Annotated in this window: 13 protein-coding genes, 1 tRNA gene and 3 pseudogenes; 5 read left to right on the top strand and 12 right to left on the bottom strand. The window is 66.1% G+C overall.

What is annotated here, in order from left to right:
* The first annotated feature begins 8 nt into the window (after positions 1-8).
* Together VET27_RS16965 and VET27_RS16960 are read left to right on the top strand one after the other, a co-directional pair.
* On the top strand, positions 9-1,298 hold the full coding sequence (locus VET27_RS16965) for a pyridoxal phosphate-dependent aminotransferase (RefSeq protein ID WP_526520157.1): 1,290 nt from the start codon (positions 9-11) through the stop codon (positions 1,296-1,298).
* Between the two features lie 39 nt (positions 1,299-1,337).
* On the top strand, positions 1,338-2,564 hold the full coding sequence (locus tag VET27_RS16960) for a YibE/F family protein (RefSeq protein WP_526520154.1): 1,227 nt from the start codon (positions 1,338-1,340) through the stop codon (positions 2,562-2,564).
* Here VET27_RS16960 and VET27_RS16955 read toward each other — a convergent pair.
* The 6 genes from VET27_RS16955 to dcd form a co-directional block, all read right to left on the bottom strand.
* Positions 2,561-3,310 carry a maleylpyruvate isomerase family mycothiol-dependent enzyme gene (locus VET27_RS16955; RefSeq protein WP_526520152.1) on the bottom strand — a complete coding sequence of 250 codons (750 nt, stop codon included), beginning with the start codon at positions 3,308-3,310 and terminating at the stop codon, positions 2,561-2,563. The two genes, VET27_RS16960 and VET27_RS16955, sit on opposite strands and share 4 nt — an antisense overlap.
* Positions 3,311-3,312: 2 nt before the next feature.
* Positions 3,313-4,650 carry a cytochrome P450 gene (locus VET27_RS16950; protein ID WP_526520150.1) on the bottom strand — a complete coding sequence of 446 codons (1,338 nt, stop codon included), beginning with the start codon at positions 4,648-4,650 and terminating at the stop codon, positions 3,313-3,315.
* A complete protein-coding gene (locus VET27_RS16945) occupies positions 4,647-4,973 on the bottom strand; it encodes a DUF1330 domain-containing protein (RefSeq protein WP_526520148.1) in 327 nt (108 codons plus the stop codon). The genes VET27_RS16950 and VET27_RS16945 overlap by 4 nt, the downstream gene beginning before the upstream one ends.
* Before the next feature lie 9 nt (positions 4,974-4,982).
* Complete coding sequence (locus tag VET27_RS16940) at positions 4,983-6,332, bottom strand: UDP-glucose dehydrogenase family protein (protein WP_526520146.1); 1,350 nt, start codon at positions 6,330-6,332, stop codon at positions 4,983-4,985.
* Between the two features lie 85 nt (positions 6,333-6,417).
* Positions 6,418-8,076, bottom strand: a complete 1,659-nt coding sequence (locus VET27_RS16935) for a DUF7159 family protein (protein WP_526520144.1) — start codon at positions 8,074-8,076, stop codon at positions 6,418-6,420.
* A 158-nt stretch (positions 8,077-8,234) separates the two neighbouring features.
* Complete coding sequence (dcd, locus tag VET27_RS16930) at positions 8,235-8,804, bottom strand: dCTP deaminase (protein ID WP_526520142.1); 570 nt, start codon at positions 8,802-8,804, stop codon at positions 8,235-8,237.
* A 58-nt stretch (positions 8,805-8,862) separates the two neighbouring features.
* On the opposite strand from dcd, the gene VET27_RS16925 reads away from it, so the two are divergent.
* A tRNA-Gly gene (locus VET27_RS16925) sits at positions 8,863-8,936 on the top strand.
* Between the two features lie 237 nt (positions 8,937-9,173).
* Here VET27_RS16925 and VET27_RS16920 read toward each other — a convergent pair.
* Positions 9,174-9,962, bottom strand: a complete 789-nt coding sequence (locus VET27_RS16920) for an alpha/beta fold hydrolase (protein WP_526520140.1) — start codon at positions 9,960-9,962, stop codon at positions 9,174-9,176.
* A gap of 477 nt (positions 9,963-10,439) precedes the next feature.
* Between VET27_RS16920 and VET27_RS16915 the strand changes: the two are divergent.
* Positions 10,440-11,103: pseudogene (locus VET27_RS16915) on the top strand (transposase family protein); the annotation flags it as partial.
* Between the two features lie 16 nt (positions 11,104-11,119).
* A pseudogene (locus VET27_RS16910) lies at positions 11,120-11,287 on the top strand (amidohydrolase family protein); the annotation flags it as partial.
* Here VET27_RS16910 and VET27_RS16905 read toward each other — a convergent pair.
* The 5 genes and pseudogenes from VET27_RS16905 to VET27_RS16885 form a co-directional block, all read right to left on the bottom strand.
* Positions 11,278-12,490, bottom strand: a pseudogene (locus VET27_RS16905) (alpha/beta hydrolase family protein). The pseudogenes VET27_RS16910 and VET27_RS16905 sit on opposite strands and share 10 nt — an antisense overlap.
* A 271-nt stretch (positions 12,491-12,761) precedes the next feature.
* On the bottom strand, positions 12,762-13,232 hold the full coding sequence (locus tag VET27_RS16900) for a hypothetical protein (protein ID WP_526520138.1): 471 nt from the start codon (positions 13,230-13,232) through the stop codon (positions 12,762-12,764).
* A gap of 168 nt (positions 13,233-13,400) precedes the next feature.
* Entirely contained in the window at positions 13,401-15,875 is a 2,475-nt protein-coding gene (locus tag VET27_RS16895; protein WP_526520245.1) for a glycogen/starch/alpha-glucan phosphorylase, read from the bottom strand.
* Positions 15,876-15,906: 31 nt separating this feature from the next.
* A complete protein-coding gene (locus VET27_RS16890) occupies positions 15,907-16,104 on the bottom strand; it encodes a hypothetical protein (protein WP_526520136.1) in 198 nt (65 codons plus the stop codon).
* 487 nt (positions 16,105-16,591) lie between these two features.
* Entirely contained in the window at positions 16,592-17,719 is a 1,128-nt protein-coding gene (locus VET27_RS16885) for a site-specific integrase (protein WP_526520134.1), read from the bottom strand.
* Between the last annotated feature and the right edge of the window lie 130 nt (positions 17,720-17,849).

Genomic DNA, 17,849 nt, shown 5'->3' with positions numbered 1-17,849 from the left:
CAAAACCATTGGACGGCAATGAGACGATTGACGGCGTGAGTACCCACCAGCTGCCCTGGCACACGAGCCATCAGCCGCGGCAACGGACGTTCACGCAGTCGACGAAGCTGCAGGACGTCCTCTACGAGATCCGTGGGCCGGTACACGATCACGCCGCCAGGCTGGAGGCTGAGGGTCATCGCATCCTGAAGCTGAACATCGGCAACCCCGCGCCGTTCGGCTTCGAGGCGCCCGACGTGATCATGCGCGACATGATCCAGGCGCTCCCCTACGCCCAGGGCTACTCGGATTCCAAGGGCATCATCTCCGCCCGCCGCGCCGTGGTCACCAAATACGAACTGGTGGAAGGGTTCCCGCGACTCGACATCGACGACGTCTATCTCGGCAACGGGGTATCCGAACTCATCACGATGACGTTGCAGGCGTTGCTCGACAACGGCGACCAGGTGCTGATCCCCGCGCCGGACTACCCGCTCTGGACGGCGTCGACGGCGTTGGCGGGCGGCACCCCCGTGCACTACCTGTGCGACGAGACCCAGGGCTGGATGCCGGACATCGCCGACCTCGAGTCGAAGATCACCGAACGCACCAAGGCGCTCGTCGTGATCAACCCGAACAACCCGACCGGCGCCGTGTACACCCGCCAGAACCTCGAGCAGATCGCCGAACTGGCCCGCAAGTACCAACTGTTGATCCTCGCGGACGAGATCTACGACAAGATCCTCTACGACGAGGCCGAGCACATCGCGATGGCGTCGGTGGCACCCGATCAGCTGTGCCTGACGTTCAACGGTCTTTCGAAGGCCTACCGCGTGGCGGGCTACCGCGCGGGTTGGCTGGCGATCACCGGGCCCAAGGAGCACGCGGCCAGCTTCCTGGAGGGCATCAACCTCCTGTCGAACATGCGGTTGTGCCCGAACGTGCCTGCGCAGTACGCCATTCAGGTGGCGCTCGGCGGGCACCAGAGCATCGAGGATCTGGTGCTCCCCGGCGGGCGGTTGCTGGAACAGCGTGACGTCGCGTGGAACCGGCTCAACGAGATCCCCGGGGTGTCGTGCGTGAAGCCGGCGGGCGCGCTCTACGCGTTCCCCCGCCTCGATCCCGAGGTGCACGACATCCACGACGACGAGCAGCTCGTGCTCGATCTCCTGCTGCAGGAGAAGATTCTGGTGGTGCAGGGCACCGGGTTCAATTGGCCTGCACCAGATCACCTGCGCATCGTGACCCTGCCGTGGGCGCGGGACCTCACCAACGCGATCGACCGGCTGGGCAACTTCCTGGCCAGCTACCGGCAGTAGCTATCGGGGCGAATCAGCAAGCACCTCTACCCTGACCGGGTGGCGCATTCGCACTCGCACTCCCATCCCTCCGGTCCGGCGCCGCTGGGTCCGGTGGCCGCCAAGATCGTCGTCGGACTGCTCGTCGCGATAGGCGTTGCCGTCATCGCCGGAATGGCCCTGCTGTGGCCCAGCCACCAGAGGGTCGACATCCCGCTGCCGTTCCAGAACGCCGAGGGCGGCGCGGTCACCACCGAGGCCGGGCACGTGCTGTCCAGTTCGCAGGGGACGTGCGGAAGCCCGTCGGCAGGCGCCGTACTGACGGCAGCACCCGTCGCGGCTCCGCCGGGGGGCGGCCAGTGCGTGCAGTCCCTCGTCCAGATCGACTCGGGACCCAACAAGGGCGCGGACACCCTGCTGGAGTTCAGCGGTGGGCCCGGGCAGCCGAGCCTCGCCGTGGGCGACGACATCCGGGTCAGCAGGCAGGTCGACCAGAACGGCGCGACGTCGTACGCGTTCTTCGACTTCGAGCGGACGTGGCCGCTCGGGATCCTGGCCGCCACGTTCGCGGTCGTGGTCGTCGCGGTGGCGCGCTGGCGCGGACTGCGCGCTCTCGTCGGCATCGTCGTGGCGTTCGCGGTGCTGATGGTGTTCCTGTTGCCCGCCCTGCGCGACGGGGCCCCCGCCGTGCCCGTCTCGCTGGTGGCGTCGGGAGCCATCCTGTATGCCGTCATCTATCTGGCGCACGGGGTGAGCCTGCGGACCAGCGCAGCTCTGCTCGGCACCTTGACTGCGCTACTTCTCGCGGCCGTATTGTCCTGGGCGGCAATCGAACTGGTGCATCTCACCGGCCTGTCCGAAGACCAGAACAACGAGGTGGCCGCCTACCTCGGCAAGGTGTCGATCACCGGCCTGCTGCTCGCCGGGTTCATCATCGGGTCCCTGGGTGTCCTGAACGACGTAACGGTCACTCAGGCGTCGACGGCGTTCGAGATCGCCGAGCATGGTGCCAGTCGTCGGGCCATCTTCGTCGGGGCGATGCGGGTTGGTCGCGATCACATCGCCAGCACCGTCTACACCCTGGTGCTGGCGTACGCGGGCAGTGCATTACCGCTTCTGCTCCTCTTCAGCGTCGCGAACCGGTCCCTCGGCGACGTGCTGACGAGCGAAAGCGTGGCCATCGAGATCGCGCGGTCCGCCATAGGAGGCATTGCGCTGGCGTTGTCGGTGCCGTTGACGACGGGTATCGCCGCGGTGTTGGCCACGCCCCAAACACGGCAGCCCTAGAACGGTGTTCCGCTCAGCCAGGAATCCCACACGGCCGCGTCGCCGAGCACCTCGATGCCTGCCTCGGCCGCGGTGCGGCGACGGGTCAGCGCCAAGAACAGGTCGACGGCCCTGCCGCGCACCGCCGCTTCACCCTTGGCGTGATCGTGTGACCACTGCAGGCCGTCCTCGTCGTGGGTGATCGTCCACTCCCCCGTCGGGCCGAGCCCGGCGTCGGTGGCATGCAGGTGCAGCGTCAGCCCGCGCCGCAGCGGCGGCTCGCGCAGGTTGGCGCCGACGGTGGCGAGCTCGATCCACTCGCTGATGCCGTCGGCGGCGAGTTCCGACGGCAGGTCGAAGTCACCGCCCAGCGCCAGGACGGCGTCGGCGCGGTGAACGGTCGCCTCGTGGGCGCGACGGCGGATCCACCACCCCGCCGGCCTCGGCCCGTTGTACGTCCACACCCTGGCCTCGGCTCCTACCCGATCGACGGCATTGATCACCAGCTGGGCACCCCCGTTGAGCCAGTCGATCGCACCGTCGAGGTCCTCGGGCGGCTTGCCGCCGCGCACCTCGCGCGGATCGAGCGGCTCGCGCCGGCGTTCGACGATGATCTGCGCCGACCAGCGGTGGCCTCGTCCGACGTGTTTGAGCAGCTGGTTCATGGTCCAGCCGGGGCAGGACGGCACCGGAGTCTCGGGGTCGGCGTGGCGAAGGACGTCGCCGAGGGCTCGGGTCTCCCCAAGCAGCGTTGCGCGGAAGTCCACGCTTAGGAACGTACCGCCGCACGCGCCTCGCCGAGCCTGATCGGCAAGGTCGACCACCCGCGCAGCACCCTGGTGTCGCGGCGACTCCCGTCCCCGTCGAGTTGGGCGTCGGGGTAGCGCTCGAAGAAGGCCCGCAGCCCGACTTCGCCCTCGGCACGGGCGAGCGCCGCGCCGAGGCAGAAGTGCCTGCCGCCGGAGAAGGACAGGTGCTTGCCTGCGTTGTCCCGCGTGACGTCGAATCGGTGGGGGTCGTCGAACACCTCGGGATCGCGGTTGGCCCCGGCGAGGTACAGGATGACGATCTCACCGGCCGCGACGGGGCGTCCCGCCACCTCGGTGTCGACCCGGGCGATGCGCGCACTCAACTGCACGGGTGATTCCAGCCGCAGGATCTCTTCGACGGCGCCCGGCCACAATTCGGGTGCCGCGAGGAGCATCGCCAGCTGGTCGGGATGTTCGAGCAGAATCCGAATCCCGTTGCCGAGCAGGTTCACCGTGGTTTCGAAGCCTGCGGCCAGCACCAGACCGGCGGTCGCCCGCAGCTCCTCGTCGTCGAGGCGGGCGCCGTCGTCACCGGCCTGGATGATCTGGCTCATCAGATCGTCACCGGGATGGCGCTGCAGCTGACCGAGATGCTGCGCGAGCCAGGTGTTGAATCCGTCGAGGCCACGCTCCACCCGTAGGTACTGGTCCCACGACAGGCCGATGTCGAGGCTGGGGGCGGCGAGTTCACCGAACTCGAGGATGCGGGGGCGATCGTGGTCGGGGACACCGAGGATGTCGCCGATGACTGTGACGGGCAGCTGGGAGCAGTAACCGTCCACGACGTCGATGGTGTCGGCCGGCCCGGCGTCGATCCCGTCGAGGAGGTCGGTCGCTGCCTGTTGCACCCTTTCCCTCAGCGCCGCAACGGCTCTGGTGGTGAACACCGATGAGACGGTCTTGCGGTACCGGGTGTGCTCGGGCGGCTCGACGGACAGCATCGACGGTGGCAGCAGCGGATGCAGCTGGCCCTTGACGGTGGTCTTCTGCACCAGCCACCCCAACGGCCCGGGAAGCGTCTTGCCGATGGCCGTGACGACGAAGTCATCGGAGCGCAGCAGCTGATTGGCAAGGGCGTGATCTGCGGTCAACCACGCCGCGCGCCCGCGCACGATCTGGCCGCGCTGACGGAGTTCGTCGGCGAAGCCGCCGGGATCTGCGCGCACTGCGGGGTCGGCGATGAGCCTGCCCTGCATCTCGCCGCGCTTGGCGCCGTAGGACGCCAGTGCGCGGACGACCCCGTGCAGCGCGAACCAGTGCAGGCGCTGTTTGAGCTTCGGCCTCTTTGTCCGCGTCATGCGTCGAGCATAAGCACCGGTCGCAGATCGTCCAACCGATCGAAGAGTTGCCAGACGTAGGCGGACGTTCCGTTGTCGCGGTGCGCGTGGAGGTCGGCGAGCGTGGGGTCGTTGCAATACCCGTCGAACGCGTCCTTGTCGGGCCACTCCACCAGGATCAGCACCTGCCGCCCGGCGACCTCGCCGAGCAGATTCTCGCGGAACTTGCCGAGCGCCACGACCTTGCCGCCGTACCTGGCCACCTCGGTGACCGACCGCTTGGAGTAGGCCAGGTATTCGTCGCGGTTGGCGACGTCGAACAGGTTCAGCGCGTAGACCGTCATGGCTCCAAGCTACGACGCGACGGGACCCGCCGTTGCGGCGAGGCGCCTACCCAGTGCGTACATTCGCCAACCGGCGTTCTGCCAGGTGTCCACATCGAGGCAATTGCGGCCGTCGACAACGACTTTGGCGCGGACGGTGGCCGATAGCTCGGCGGGGTCGAGGTCCACGAACTCCTGCCACTCGGTGAGCACCAACACCGCGTCGGCGCGGTCGCACGCTTCGAGGACCGAGGTCGAGTAGTTCAACGTCGGGAAGACGCGCTGGGAGTTTTCCATCGCCTTCGGGTCGTAGACGTTGACCGTCGCACCGTTCAGTTGCAGCAGACCCGCGACGTTGAGCGCGGGTGAGTCGCGCACGTCGTCGGACTCCGGCTTGAAGGCCGCCCCGAGAACGGCGACGTTGGCCCCGAGAAGTGACCCGCCGCAGGCCTTGGTGGCCAACTCCACCATCCGGGTGCGACGGCGCATGTTGATGCTGTCCACCTCGCGCAGGAAGGTCAGAGCATGGTTGGCGCCGAGCTCTCCGGCGCGGGCCATGAACGCGCGGATGTCCTTCGGTAGACAGCCGCCGCCGAATCCCAAGCCAGCGTTGAGGAATCGCCTACCGATCCGTGGGTCGTAGCCGAGGGCGTCGGCGAGCAGCGTGACGTCGGCGTCCACGGCCTCGCACACCTCGGAGATGGCGTTGATGAACGAGATCTTGGTCGCCAGGAAGGCGTTCGCCGATACCTTGACCAGTTCGGCGGTTTGCAGGTCGGTGACCAGGAACGGCACGCCTTCGTCGAGCAGTGGCGCGTACAACTGGCGGATCGCGGCTTCCGCCCACAGCGAGTCATGTTGCACGCCAAGCACGATGCGGTCGGGGTGCAGGGTGTCGTGAACGGCGAAGCCCTCGCGGAGGAACTCCGGGTTCCAGGCGATCTCGACGCTGATCCCTTCCGGTGCGAGTTGGCGTGCCCGGTCGGACAACTCGGCAGCGGTGCCCACCGGCACGGTCGACTTGCCCACGATCACCGCGGACCGCTTCAGCCGCGGCACCAAGGTGTCGATCACCGCGCGGACGTGGCGTAGATCCGCGCCGTATTCACCCTTCTTCTGCGGGGTTCCGACACCGAGGAAGTGCACGTCGGCGAACTCGGCTGCGGCGTCGTAGTCGGTGGTGAAGCGCAGGCGGCCCGCATCGAGGTTGTCGCGCAGGACCTTTCGCAGTCCGGGTTCATAGAACGGGATGTCGCCCGACGCGAGCTTGGCCACCTTGCCGGGGTCGATGTCGACGCCGATGACCTCGTGACCAAGTTCGGCCATGCCGGCGGCGTGGGTCGCGCCGAGGTACCCCGTACCGAACACAGTGCATCGCATACTGCCTGAATAGGCCTCTGCGATGAGCTAACTGCAAAGTGACACTGAGCGGCAGACCAACGCTGGGTAACGAGTGGACTTCGGCCTAGTTACGACCGCCGCCAGCCGGGGCACAGAAGATCAGGAAGCAGTTGGAACCGCCGCCGCCACCCCCACTGCCGCCACCGGAGCCGCCGCGGCCGCTACCGCCACCGGAGCCCGATCCTGGCCATCCGTCGTCATCACCCGAGGGGCCCTGGTTGCTCGGCGGCTGCCATGGGTTCTGCGGCTGCTGCTGCTGTGGGTACTGCTGCTGTGGGTACTGCTTCTGTGGGTACTGCTGCTGTGGGTACTGCTGCTGTGGGTACTGCCGCTGCGGCGGGTACTGGGGGTACTGCTGCTGCGGCGGATCCTGCGGATACTGCTGCGGGTACTGCCCGTACTGGGGATATCGCGGGTACTGCTGCACCGGCGGGCTGAAGATCCGTGGGAGCAGCGGCGGTATCACCGCGGGCACCGGCGGGGCGACCACGGGCACCGGATCGGGCACCGGGGCTGTCGGCGGGTCCGGGAGGGGCGCGGGCGGAGCCTGGGGTGCCGGCGCCTCCGGCGCCACGTAGACCTGGCGACGCGGTGCCTGTTCCTGCTGAACGACCGGAATCGGCGCCTTGATGGTCTCCGCCGGTGGCGGAGCGGGCGCCGCTGGAGCAGGCGCCGGGGCGGGCGGCTGTGCGATCTCCGGCAGCGGCGCGGCGGGTGCTGCGGCGCTGGGGATGATCGCGCTCTGACCCGGGTCGGGACGCTGATCGGCCGTCGGCCTGATGCTGACGGCAAGGGAGATGACCAAGGCGATGACACCGATGACGAAGACCGACGTCAGGGCGCTGCCCACGAGCAGGAACGGCTTGCGACCCTCCTCGGCGGGCATGTCGCCGAAGTCCTCGTCGAAACCCATCTCGTCGGCAAGCGGAGCGACGGTCGCTACGGCACGGAGCTGGGTGTCGGCGCCGGACAGCCCGGGATGGTCGTTGCCTGCCGTCGCACCGTCGGGGTCCTGGGAGTAGGCCAGCCCGACGGTGGACGCGTCGAAGATCGGCGCGCTGGCTGCCGCGAGCGCCGCGCCGCGGGCAAGGGCCAGCCCCGACTCCTCGGGAGCGTTGACCGGTATCGACACGAGGTCCTGCAGGTGGGACTTGACCGACGCGACGTCGACGCCGGAGCCGACGACGAACATGCCCTGGGGCGGGGAGTCCTGCGCGGCGACGGCCGACGCCATCTCGGTGAGCACCGCCATCGCGTCTGTACTGTGCAGGCTTCTGCTGAGCACCTTCACGATGGAGCCGTCGTCGGTGCGCACGACCGACAACGTCGCGGTGTCGCGGTCGAGGAACAACAGGCCGGTGCTCTCATAGCCCACCGCACGACCGGCGGTCTGGGCGAGCGCTCCCGCGGCATGCAGTTCGGACACCAGGATCGCATCGTCGACGCCGGCGGCGGCCAGCGCGTCGCGTAGTTCGGACGCTTCGGAGTGGTCACTCCAAGTGACACCGATCGCCTTCAGTTGATGGCCGCCCTCGCGGGCGCTTTCCAGCGTGCCGAGGACGGCGGCGACCACCTGCGACGATGCGCTCGATGTTGCTGACCTATCGGACGGCGTCACGTCGAAGGTGTCGTGGTCGACGATGGCACCGTCGCCTTGAACGCCCTCGACCAGCACCAGTCGCACCGTCTTTGGCGTCAGGGACACACCAAGTACGATGTCCACGGACTCCTCCAAAGTCTTTGCTGCGCTACATATTCTTTTCTCACAGAGGACTCAACGCCACAGCGCGCCCTGATGTTTCATCGCCTCCACCGGCTCGGTCGTTACACCCGTCGCGTCGGCTCCGAGCCCGCGATTCGACCCTACTCGCGTCGGCGTAGTCAGTGCCTGATGAAGTTCTGGTAGGACCGCGACGGAGTGGGTCCGCGCTGCCCCTGATACTTCGATCCGACCTTCGCGCTGCCGTACGGATGCTCGGCCGGACTGGTCAGTCTCAGCAGGCAGAGCTGACCGATCTTCATGCCGGTCCACAACGTGATCGGAAGGTTGGCGACGTTGGACAGCTCGAGGGTGATGTGGCCGCTGAAACCGGGATCGATGAAGCCGGCCGTCGAGTGCGTCAACAACCCCAGGCGCCCCAGCGACGACTTGCCCTCCAATCGGCCGGCGAGGTCGTCGGGCAGGGTGCACCGTTCCAGCGTCGAGCCGAGCACGAACTCGCCGGGATGCAGGACGAAGGGCTCGCCCTCCTTCGGCTCGACCAGTGTGGTCAGGTCGTCCTGACGTATTGCCGGGTCGATGTGGGTGTACCTGGTGTTGTTGAAGACCCGGAACAGGTTGTCCAGGCGGACGTCCACGCTCGAGGGCTGAATGAGGCTGTCGTCGAACGGGTCGATCCCCAGCCGCCCGGCGGAGATCTCAGCCCGAATGTCGCGATCGGAGAGCAGCACCCGACGAGCCTAGCGGGTGGGAGTGCTAGCCTTCGTGATCACCAGCACAGCTGGTCAGGCCGATGTAGTTCAATGGCAGAACATCAGCTTCCCAAGCTGAATACGCGGGTTCGATTCCCGTCATCGGCTCCACGAAATACCAGTTCAGCGGTATGTTCGGCGGCAGCTAAGCCCGACCAGTATCCATTTTGACCGTAGCTCGACCGTGGCTCGGCACGACAACCGTCGCGAAATCGTTTGCTGGGCGCTGCGCGAGAGTTACACAAACAGCGATCGGGGTCGGTCAGCCGGCTGATGCCACAGCGGCGCTCCAGCAGGGTGTGCCGGGCGGTGGAATTACCGGGTGCGAACAGGACCCGGGGTTGGTGGCTAATCTTTCAGGACAAAGTCGGCGATCAGCGCGGTGACCTCATCAGCCAGTTCGATCTGCGGGAAGTGGCTCGTCCCGGGCAGCATCTCGATGGCGGCCTGGGGCACATGGGCACGCACCAGGTCGAGCCAGGATGAACGCTGGCCTGGTCTCAGCGACACCCGCTCGCGTGCCGAGTCCATCGTCGTGCTCTGAATGGCGAGCAGCGGGACACGAACCGCGTCGAGGGCGCTCTCCACCTCGCAGGCGTCCCAGCCGGCCAGATCTGTCAGCAAGGGCATGCCCACCGCCGCGGGGAAGCGCAACGCGCGGTCGACGATCGCCTTGGCGAGAGCGGGATCACTCGAAGGCACGAACATCGATACGAAGAACTGACGCATGAATCGCAGGTAGCCGTCCCCGGCGAGTTCATCGGCCATGGCCCGCTCGGCGGCCACGGGATCACCATCGCCAATCCGGCTGCCGTCCACGAGTACCAGCCCGGACACGGCGTCGGGTTGCACCCGGCTGGCCGCGAGGACCACGCGGCACCCCATGCTGTGGCCGACGAGGATCGCCGGTGACAGTCCGAGCTCCGTCGGGACCCGCGCTACGGCGGCTCCGTAGGCCTCGATGGTGCAGTCGGCCGGTGCGCCCGCGCTCGATCCATGCCCGGGCAGGTCGCACGTGACGACGGTCGTCCTCGTCGCAAGCGAGTCGACCTGAGCGCGCCAGTCCGTCCTATCGCACGCCAACCCGTGCACGAAGACCAGCGGCGGGCCGCCGGTACCGGCCCTGGTCATTCGCATGCTCGGAATTCCTCCTGGGTTGGCGTTCACCCAACGACCGTCCGGCCGGGTTGCGGCGCGTGACAATCCTGTCACGACGGCTCCCGGATGAAGAGCAGGTGGCCCTCATGACACGGCAACCACAAAAGGGGGTAGGGGCTGGCAGCCCCTCACGGACTTGCCGGTCGGCCAGACCAGGACCTGGAACGCCAATTCAGGGTGGACGGACAAACTGTCGAATACCAGTTCCCCGTCGGCAGCGCGCCGACACGCAGCAATACGCCCGAGTCGAATATGCAGGGTAACCAGTAAGCTACCCTATATCCCGACTCTGTTTGGGGCGCAACAGATCTCGCTGCGATCATTTTGGGCGCTTAGCCTGAATGCACCGATTCGGTAGCGGTTCGGTGTGAGTTGTAGACACGAAATGCCCTGTCGCAGTGAGAGAATGAGATTTCTTGAGGATAACATTCGGCCACGACGAAGGGCATCTCGCAGATGCAACTATCTCACACCCGCCCCGTTGGGGCGGCACGGTTCGACGATCCGAACCTCGTGTCGTGCGCCGGGCTGGTGCCGGTGATGGCACTGGCCGAGCGATCCGGGCTCCTCGAGCTCGCCGACGAGCACCTGGGCGTACCGACCGACAAGGGCGCCAACGCGGGCCGCAAGATCGGCTCCCTGGTCGCCGGGATGATCGCCGGCGCGGACTCCATCGCGGATCTGAATCGGGTCCGGCACGGGGCGATGGCCACCCTGTTTCATCGCCCGTATGCACCCTCGACGTTGGGCTCGTTCCTGCGCCAGTTCACCTTCGGCCACGTCCGCCAACTCGACGCGGTGGCATCCCGGTTCCTGGACGCGTTGGCCCAGCGGACCCCGGTCGTGGCGGGCATCACCGTCGGGCGGGTGCTGGTCGACATCGACGATTCGATCATCGAAGTCCACGGCCACGGCAAGCAAGGCTCCGGATATGGCTACTCCGGGGTCCGTGGACTGAACGCGCTGATCACCACCGTCACCACCGACAGGTGTGCTCCGGTGATTCTCGGGCAACGGCCTCCGCAAGGGATCCTGTGGATCCCCGCGAGGTGCGGCACGCATGGTCGCCGACACCCTCACTGCCGTCGGTCGGCTCCGCACCGCAGCCGCGGCGTCCACCAACCCGCGGCGGGACCGGAACCTGGAAAGGGCTCGGCCAAACGTTGACTCCGGCGGAGGTGTTCACGTGGAATTTCTGGTCTGCCCAGCGCACCATCCACGAACAGATCCGCGGTTTGCCCGATTCGATCATCCGAAAGATGACTTGGGAGAACGCATCTCGGGTCGTCGCCGCTCAGCGCTGACAGGTATCGGTCGTCGACTCCCCGCTCATCGCCCGGCCTACGAAATCCTGCGCATCCTGTAGCGATGCGGGCACCGTGCCGCGGTGGTCCTGGCCCGGATAGACGCGGTAATCCACAGCCACGTCCCTGCCGCACATCGCCTTTACCAGCGCGTCCGTGCCGGGTGTGGTCACCAACGTATCCGAAGTGCCCTGCACGATCATGGTCGGTACCTGCGGAGTGACGTTGGTGGGGTCTTGGCGCCGGAGATATTCGGTGAGCGCACTGACATCCGCGTCGGCCTTGAACACTTGCGCCGCCGGCACCGGTGGAACCTCACGGATCTGGACCAGGCACCCGGCGCGGGCCGCGGCAATCAGCGGCATGGCCTGCGGCGTGAAGATCGACTCCGGGTCGATCGACGGATCGACCACCTGGGCACCGAGCACAATCACGGGCAAGAATGCTTGCGCCGCCTCCGCTTCCGGGCGGCCGGATTTGGCCAAGTCGACCGCCTCGCTCAAACCCACCCCGCCGGGTGCGATCGCCACCGCCGCCTTCAGGTTGAGTTCGGGTGCTCGCTTATGGGCGTCCTGCGCGGTGAACAGTGCCGCCTGCCCGCCCTGGCTGTGGCCCATCGCAACCCAGTCGGTACCGATCGCCGGATCTAGCGTACGGGCGGCTCGCACGATGTCGATCACGGTGTTCGCTTCGCTGGTGCCGTCGACGTAGGGGTGCCCGCCTGGGGTGCCCAGGCCCTGGTAATCGGTTTGGAGGACGGCATAGCCGCGGGTTACCCAGGTATCCAGGGATTGCGGTGACCGGACCGAGGTAGTCATGTTCGGGACCGTCGCTGGTGTCCACCGACGGGGCGCAGATGTCGGCGTAGCCGGTCGTCCCGTGCGCCCAGCTGATCACCGGCCATCCGCCCTTCGGCGGCGTCGACTTCGGCACCGCCACGGTGCCGGACACGACGATGGGACGCCCGTGCGAATCGTCGGAGACGTAGGTGATCAGCTGTGTTTCGGCGGCACTGGGTAGAGCAGCCACAGTGGTCAATTGCCACGCGGTGAGCAACTGGCCAGGCTGGAGCGCAGCGGTGTCGCCGGATCCGGCGGTGCTCGTGCAACCGGTCGCCGATACGGCAGTGACCACACCACCGATCAGGCGGCGGGCGCGCTTCCCGCGCCTCCGCGGAATGCGGTTCTTTGAACAGATAGTCATCATTCTGTGTACCGCTAACCGCGTTGGCCCGCGGGTAGTTCGACGTCAAGGTTCGACCTGTTTCCCGCGAGATCACCTCACGGCCGGCGTCCGGGAATCTGGAGGCTCGCGGTCAGCCGTCGAGCAAGATGTGGCGGCTCGGGGCGATCGGACTCTGCGCGGTGAGACCGCCGTCGAGCACCAGGGTCTGTCCGCTCATGTAGCGCGACGCGGCAACGGCATCAGCGCATCACGCTCCACCGCGGCGAACACCGTGGCCGGGGTCGCACCGTCAATGCCGCGGTGCTTGTGGACCCCATAAACCTCGGTGGCCCACCGCAGCGCCGAAGAACTCGAACGCCCCCACATGCGATGCGTTCCATGATGTTTGGTCCATCTTGAGCACCGGTTGGACGAACAACGCCCGTGAGCACGACAGAGTCATTGCGAACACCCACGCCGCGACCCGGCGCCCAGACTCAGTATCAGACCACATACCCAGGCGGCCATAGTCGATCTGGGCTTCACTGCCCGGCACGACGGCACCACGGGGCACGGTCACCTTGTCTTCGCTGCGTTGCTCAGCGAACGTCGTTGCCACATAACGACGTACCGTCGACTCGGACACCTCCACGCCATAGTCGTTGCGCAGCCGCTCGGCGATGGTGGCCACCGTCACCGGCACACCGAGCTGATCCTCGATCCACTGGTGATGCACGCCGATCTGCGACCACGTCAACGCCCGCACGCTCGGATCGACCAACTCAGGGAACCACCGACCGATCCGCTCCCGCCACAGCTGCTCGTCGAACGGATCATCAGGACTAGGTTGCAAACCCTCGGCCAGCGCCGGGGTCAGAGTGCGATGTCGAAGGCGATGTAGCTTGGGCGAAGTCCTGGAAAAGCCTCGTTTGAGACCTACACTGCCTACTTAGCCGCCCAGAGCCCCTTCGTGACGTGCTGCTCCGAGATCAGCATCCACGGCGGCGGCGTGGACATTCCAGATCTCGTCGCAGTACTCGGCGATGGCTCGATCCGAGGAGAACTTGCCGCTGCGCGCGGAATTGAGGATTGACTTGCGCGTCCAGGCTGCGGTGTCGCGCCAGGTGTTGCTCACCTGCTGCTGGCAGGCGATGTACTCGGTGTAGTCGGCCATCACCAGGAACGGGTCGTGGTGGGTCAGGTTGTCGATCAGGGGACGGAATACCTCGGTGTCACTTTGGGAAAACCGGCCTTCAGCGATCAGGCCCAGAACCTCGCGGAGGTCCTCGCTTTCTTCGACATAACGGCCCGGGCGATAACCCTCGCTCAGCACACGCGCTACGTCCGGCACGGTCAGCCCGAACAGGAAGAAGTTCTCCTCGCCGGCCTCCTCCCGAATCTCGACGTTGGCGCCGTCGAGGGTGCCGATGGTCAGTGCCCCGTTGATCATGAACTTCATGTTGCCGGTGCCGGAGGCCTCCTTGCCGGCGGTCGAGATCTGCTCGGACAAATCGGCTGCCGGGTAGATCATTTGTCCGCTTTGCACATTGAAGTTCGGGAGGAAGGCGACCTTGATGCGGCTGTTGACGTCGGCATCGGCATTGACCGTCTCGGCGACGGCATTGATCAATTTGATGATCAGCTTGGCCATGATGTAGCCGGGCGCTGATTTGCCACCGAAAATGAAAGCGCGCGGCGGGATTTCAAGGTCGGGGTTCTTCTTGATCCGGTTGTAGAGCGAGATGATGTGCAGGACGTTGAGGTGTTGGCGCTTGTACTCGTGAATTCGCTTGACCTGGATGTCGAACATCCAATCCGGGTCAAGTTCCACACCGGTCGTCGACAAGACGTAGTCGGCTAGCCGCGTCTTATTGGCCCGCTTGACCGCGCGCCACCGCTTCTGGAACGCGGGGTCGTCGGCGAGGGGTTCCAGCATGCGCAACCGCGTCAAGTCGACCATCCACTCCCCGCCGATGGTGTCGTCGAGCAGCTTGCGTAACCCCGGATTGGCCAGGCCCAGGAAGCGGCGCGGTGTCACGCCATTGGTCTTGTTGCTGAACCGGTTCGGCCACATCTCGTAAAAGTCTTTGAGCACAGTACTTTTCAGCAATTCAGAGTGCAGCGCTGCGACCCCATTGATGGCGTGGCTACCGACGGTCGCCAGATGGGCCATCCGGATGCGCTTTTCGCCGTCCTCACCGATCAGCGACATGCGACGCACCCGTTCCTCGTCGCCGGGGAATCGGGCGCGCACCTCGTCTAGGAAGCGGCTGTTGATCTCGTAGATGATCTCGAGGTGTCGCGGCAGGAATCGGGCGAACATCGACAGCGGCCAGGTTTCCAGCGCTTCGGGCAGCAGGGTGTGGTTGGTGTAGGCCATCGTCGCCACGGTGATCCGCCATGCCTCGTCCCAGTCGAAATCGCGTTCGTCGACGAGCAGCCGCATCAGCTCTGCGACAGCGATCGAGGGGTGAGTGTCGTTGAGCTGGATGGCGACCCGGTCGGGGAGCTCTCGGGCGGACTGGCCGGCGAAGTCCTCCAGCAGGTGCAGGATGTCCTGCAGTGAGCAGGACACGAAGAAGTACTGCTGGGCCAGCCGAAGCTGCTTGCCGACTTCGGGCTCGTCGTTGGGGTAGAGCACCTTGGTGACGTTCTCGGAGACGACTTGGTCTTGCACCGCCCGGTAGTAGTCGCCGGCGTTGAAGGCGTCCAGGGCAAGTGCATTGACCGCGTTGGCGCTCCACAGCGTGAGGGTGTTGCAGGTGTTCACGGCGTAACCCTGGATCGGTGTGCCGTAGTACACGCCTTTGACGACACGTTCGGGAACCCAGCGCACCCGGTCACGGCCGGTTTCGTCGCGGTAGCGCTCGGCGTGGCCGCCCCAGTTGACGCGATAGTTCAACTCGGGCTTGGCGATCTCCCAGGGATTGCCGTCGGCCAGCCAGTTGTCTGTCGTCTCCACCTGCCAGCCGTCGTGGATCTCCTGGTCGAAGATGCCGAACTCGTAGCGGATGCCGTAGCCGATGGCGGGCCGCTCGAGGGTGGCCAGCGAGTCCAAGTAGCAGGCCGCCAGCCGCCCCAGCCCGCCATTGCCCAGACCGGGCTCCTGCTCGCAGGCCAGCACGGTGTCGAAATCCTGGCCCAGCGCGGCAAGGGCGGCGCGGGCTTCCTCCTCGATCTGTAGGTTGAGCAGGTTGTTGCCCAGGTGCGGACCCAGCAGGAACTCCGCCGACAGATAGCAGGCCACCTTTCGGCTGAGGTCGAGATAGGTCTGGGTGGTCTCGGTCCAGCGCTGCTGCATGCGGTCGCGCACGGCCAACGCGAGGGCGTGGTAGTAGTGCTTGGGCTCCAGCAGGGCCGCCGGGCGCCCGAGGGAGTACCGCAGGTGATCTGCGATCGCCTTGCGCAAGGCATCGGGGCGCATCGAGGTCCGGATGTCCTCGCAGGCGAGGCCGTCAGTGGGAATGGGTTCGCTCATGCGCCTGCCGTCTTCTGCTGGATGCGGTCGTGACCACTTCGGAGTATTTCACCGGCACGGGGCAGGTATCAGCGCCTTGTCCTCGTACTGCGGGATTTTGTGCGAGTTCGCCGATCAGCACGCCGAGTTCGGTGTTGTCCAATTCGGCGACGAGTCGCCGTGCCGTCTCGATCACGCGATCGTCGGGTGCCGTCTGCCATCTCACTTCCTCGTGAAGTTCGAAAACCGATTCGAAGCCTGGAGAGGTGATCGTCCCACGGGAGGAATTGCCATTGCCGGTATTCAGGCAACCTCTCTTTCGGTTGACTCCTGCGGTTTGAAGGGAGTGATGTCATCGGGCACCACTGCGCGAGCGTGCGCAGGCGAATTCTCGCCGGTGGCTGTCCAGTTGCCTTTGTGACCCGCGCCAGTCGGTCAAATAGGCTGCTCCCTGTTTTCGGTGCCGTCGGGGGCGATGTCAATTCCCCCATGGAGCCGGCTGATCCGGCGTGGGCGGTGCCTGACGCGCAACGCCTCGTCGCCGCGATGCTCAAGAAGGTGGCCTGACAGATCCCGGTCGCCGCCGCCATCCTTCAACCCGCCAACCCCTAATCCCAGGCCCGGATGGCGTTCCCTGCGGGTGGCTGGGTGGCATTTTGATGGACACGGAACTTCGCCGGCGGTCAAACGCTTCGAGCCCGGCGCATCCGTACGACGTTCGGCGCGTTGGCTGGTCGGCTCATCGCTTCCAGAGAGGCCATCGTCTCGGCGTGATCGTCATCGAACAAGTGCGTGTAGATCGCCAGTGTTGTCGTCACCTTCGCGTGTCCCATGAAACGCGAATGCTGTAGCGGGGGAATCCCCGCCGCGCACAGACTCGCGTAAGTGTGGCGCAAGGCGTGAAACTTCAGCGCAGACGGCAACACGTCGCCACCGCCAAGGCGGTTGGAGCGAGCCACAGCGGGCCGAAACACGGCCTTGTAGAAGGTCTGGTGGCGAATCGGGGCCAACCAATCCAACACCAGACGATCGGCCGCTTCGTCGGCCGACAGCGCTGCCAGCGCATCGACAGCGGTCGGCGCGATCCGATTGCCGCTCGAATCGGTGGCGCATTTACCGGTCGGTTTGGACGGCTTCAGAGTCACGGCACAAAACAGCGGCGCGGCCGGATCGTCACGGCGCGGATGCGCGGCCAGGTAGTCCCGGACAAGCTCGGTGGTCCCGCTCATCATCGGAACGCGGCGACGGCTCCCCTTCGTCTTCGGCGAGTCATAGACCAACGCGCCGTCGATCGTGATGACGGTTCGCTCAACGTGCAGAACGCCCGGTTTAGCCGGTGCGTTCGGGTTGATCGGCGCGTCTGGAAGCTCCACGTCGCCGACCTGCAAACCGGCCAGCTCGGCGGCGCGCAGACCGCACCACGCGGCCAGGTGCACCATTACCGAGCAAGGCCAGGGCGTCGCGGCGACCAGCGAGGCCACCTGCGCGGCAGTGAGAAACATGTCGGGATCGTCCACGACGCCAGGTGTGCCGCCGGCCGCGCTTCGCTCGGACGGCAACTTTACGTGATCGGCCGGGTTGACGGTGAGTCGTCCGTCTGCCACGCACTGCGAAAGTATCTGTCGCACAACGAAATAGTGATGTCGGATCGTCGACGCCGACTTGCTCGCGTCAGCCAGCTTGCCCACCCAATCAGCAATGTCGGCGCGCATGATCTCATTGACGCATCGGTGGTCGAATGTCGCCGAGATCGACAGGTCGGCGGTGCTTGCGCCATCGCTGTCGCGTCGTGCTCGTGTCCGGTCCGCCAACAAATATCAAAGTAGGGAAACGCCATGATCATTCTCGGAATCATTCTTCTCATCGCCGGATTCGTGTTCGGTATCCCGATCCTGTGGACCATCGGGATCATCCTCCTGGTCATCGGGGCGGTGCTGTGGA

The sequence above is a fragment of the Mycobacterium sp. genome, assembly GCF_035633495.1.
Lineage (GTDB): Bacteria > Actinomycetota > Actinomycetes > Mycobacteriales > Mycobacteriaceae > Mycobacterium.
Note: the sequence above shows the minus strand (reverse complement) of the source record. Positions and strands in the feature narration are given on the sequence as shown.

Coding starts and splice junctions, on each gene's coding strand:
- VET27_RS16945 (WP_526520148.1), bottom strand. CDS start 4,973: ATGACGGTCTACGCGCTGAACCTGTTCGACGTCGCCAACCGCGACGAA.
- VET27_RS16895 (WP_526520245.1), bottom strand. CDS start 15,875: ATGCGCCCCGATGCCTTGCGCAAGGCGATCGCAGATCACCTGCGGTAC.
- VET27_RS16920 (WP_526520140.1), bottom strand. CDS start 9,962: ATGCGAATGACCAGGGCCGGTACCGGCGGCCCGCCGCTGGTCTTCGTG.
- VET27_RS16940 (WP_526520146.1), bottom strand. CDS start 6,332: ATGCGATGCACTGTGTTCGGTACGGGGTACCTCGGCGCGACCCACGCC.
- VET27_RS16950 (WP_526520150.1), bottom strand. CDS start 4,650: ATGACGCGGACAAAGAGGCCGAAGCTCAAACAGCGCCTGCACTGGTTC.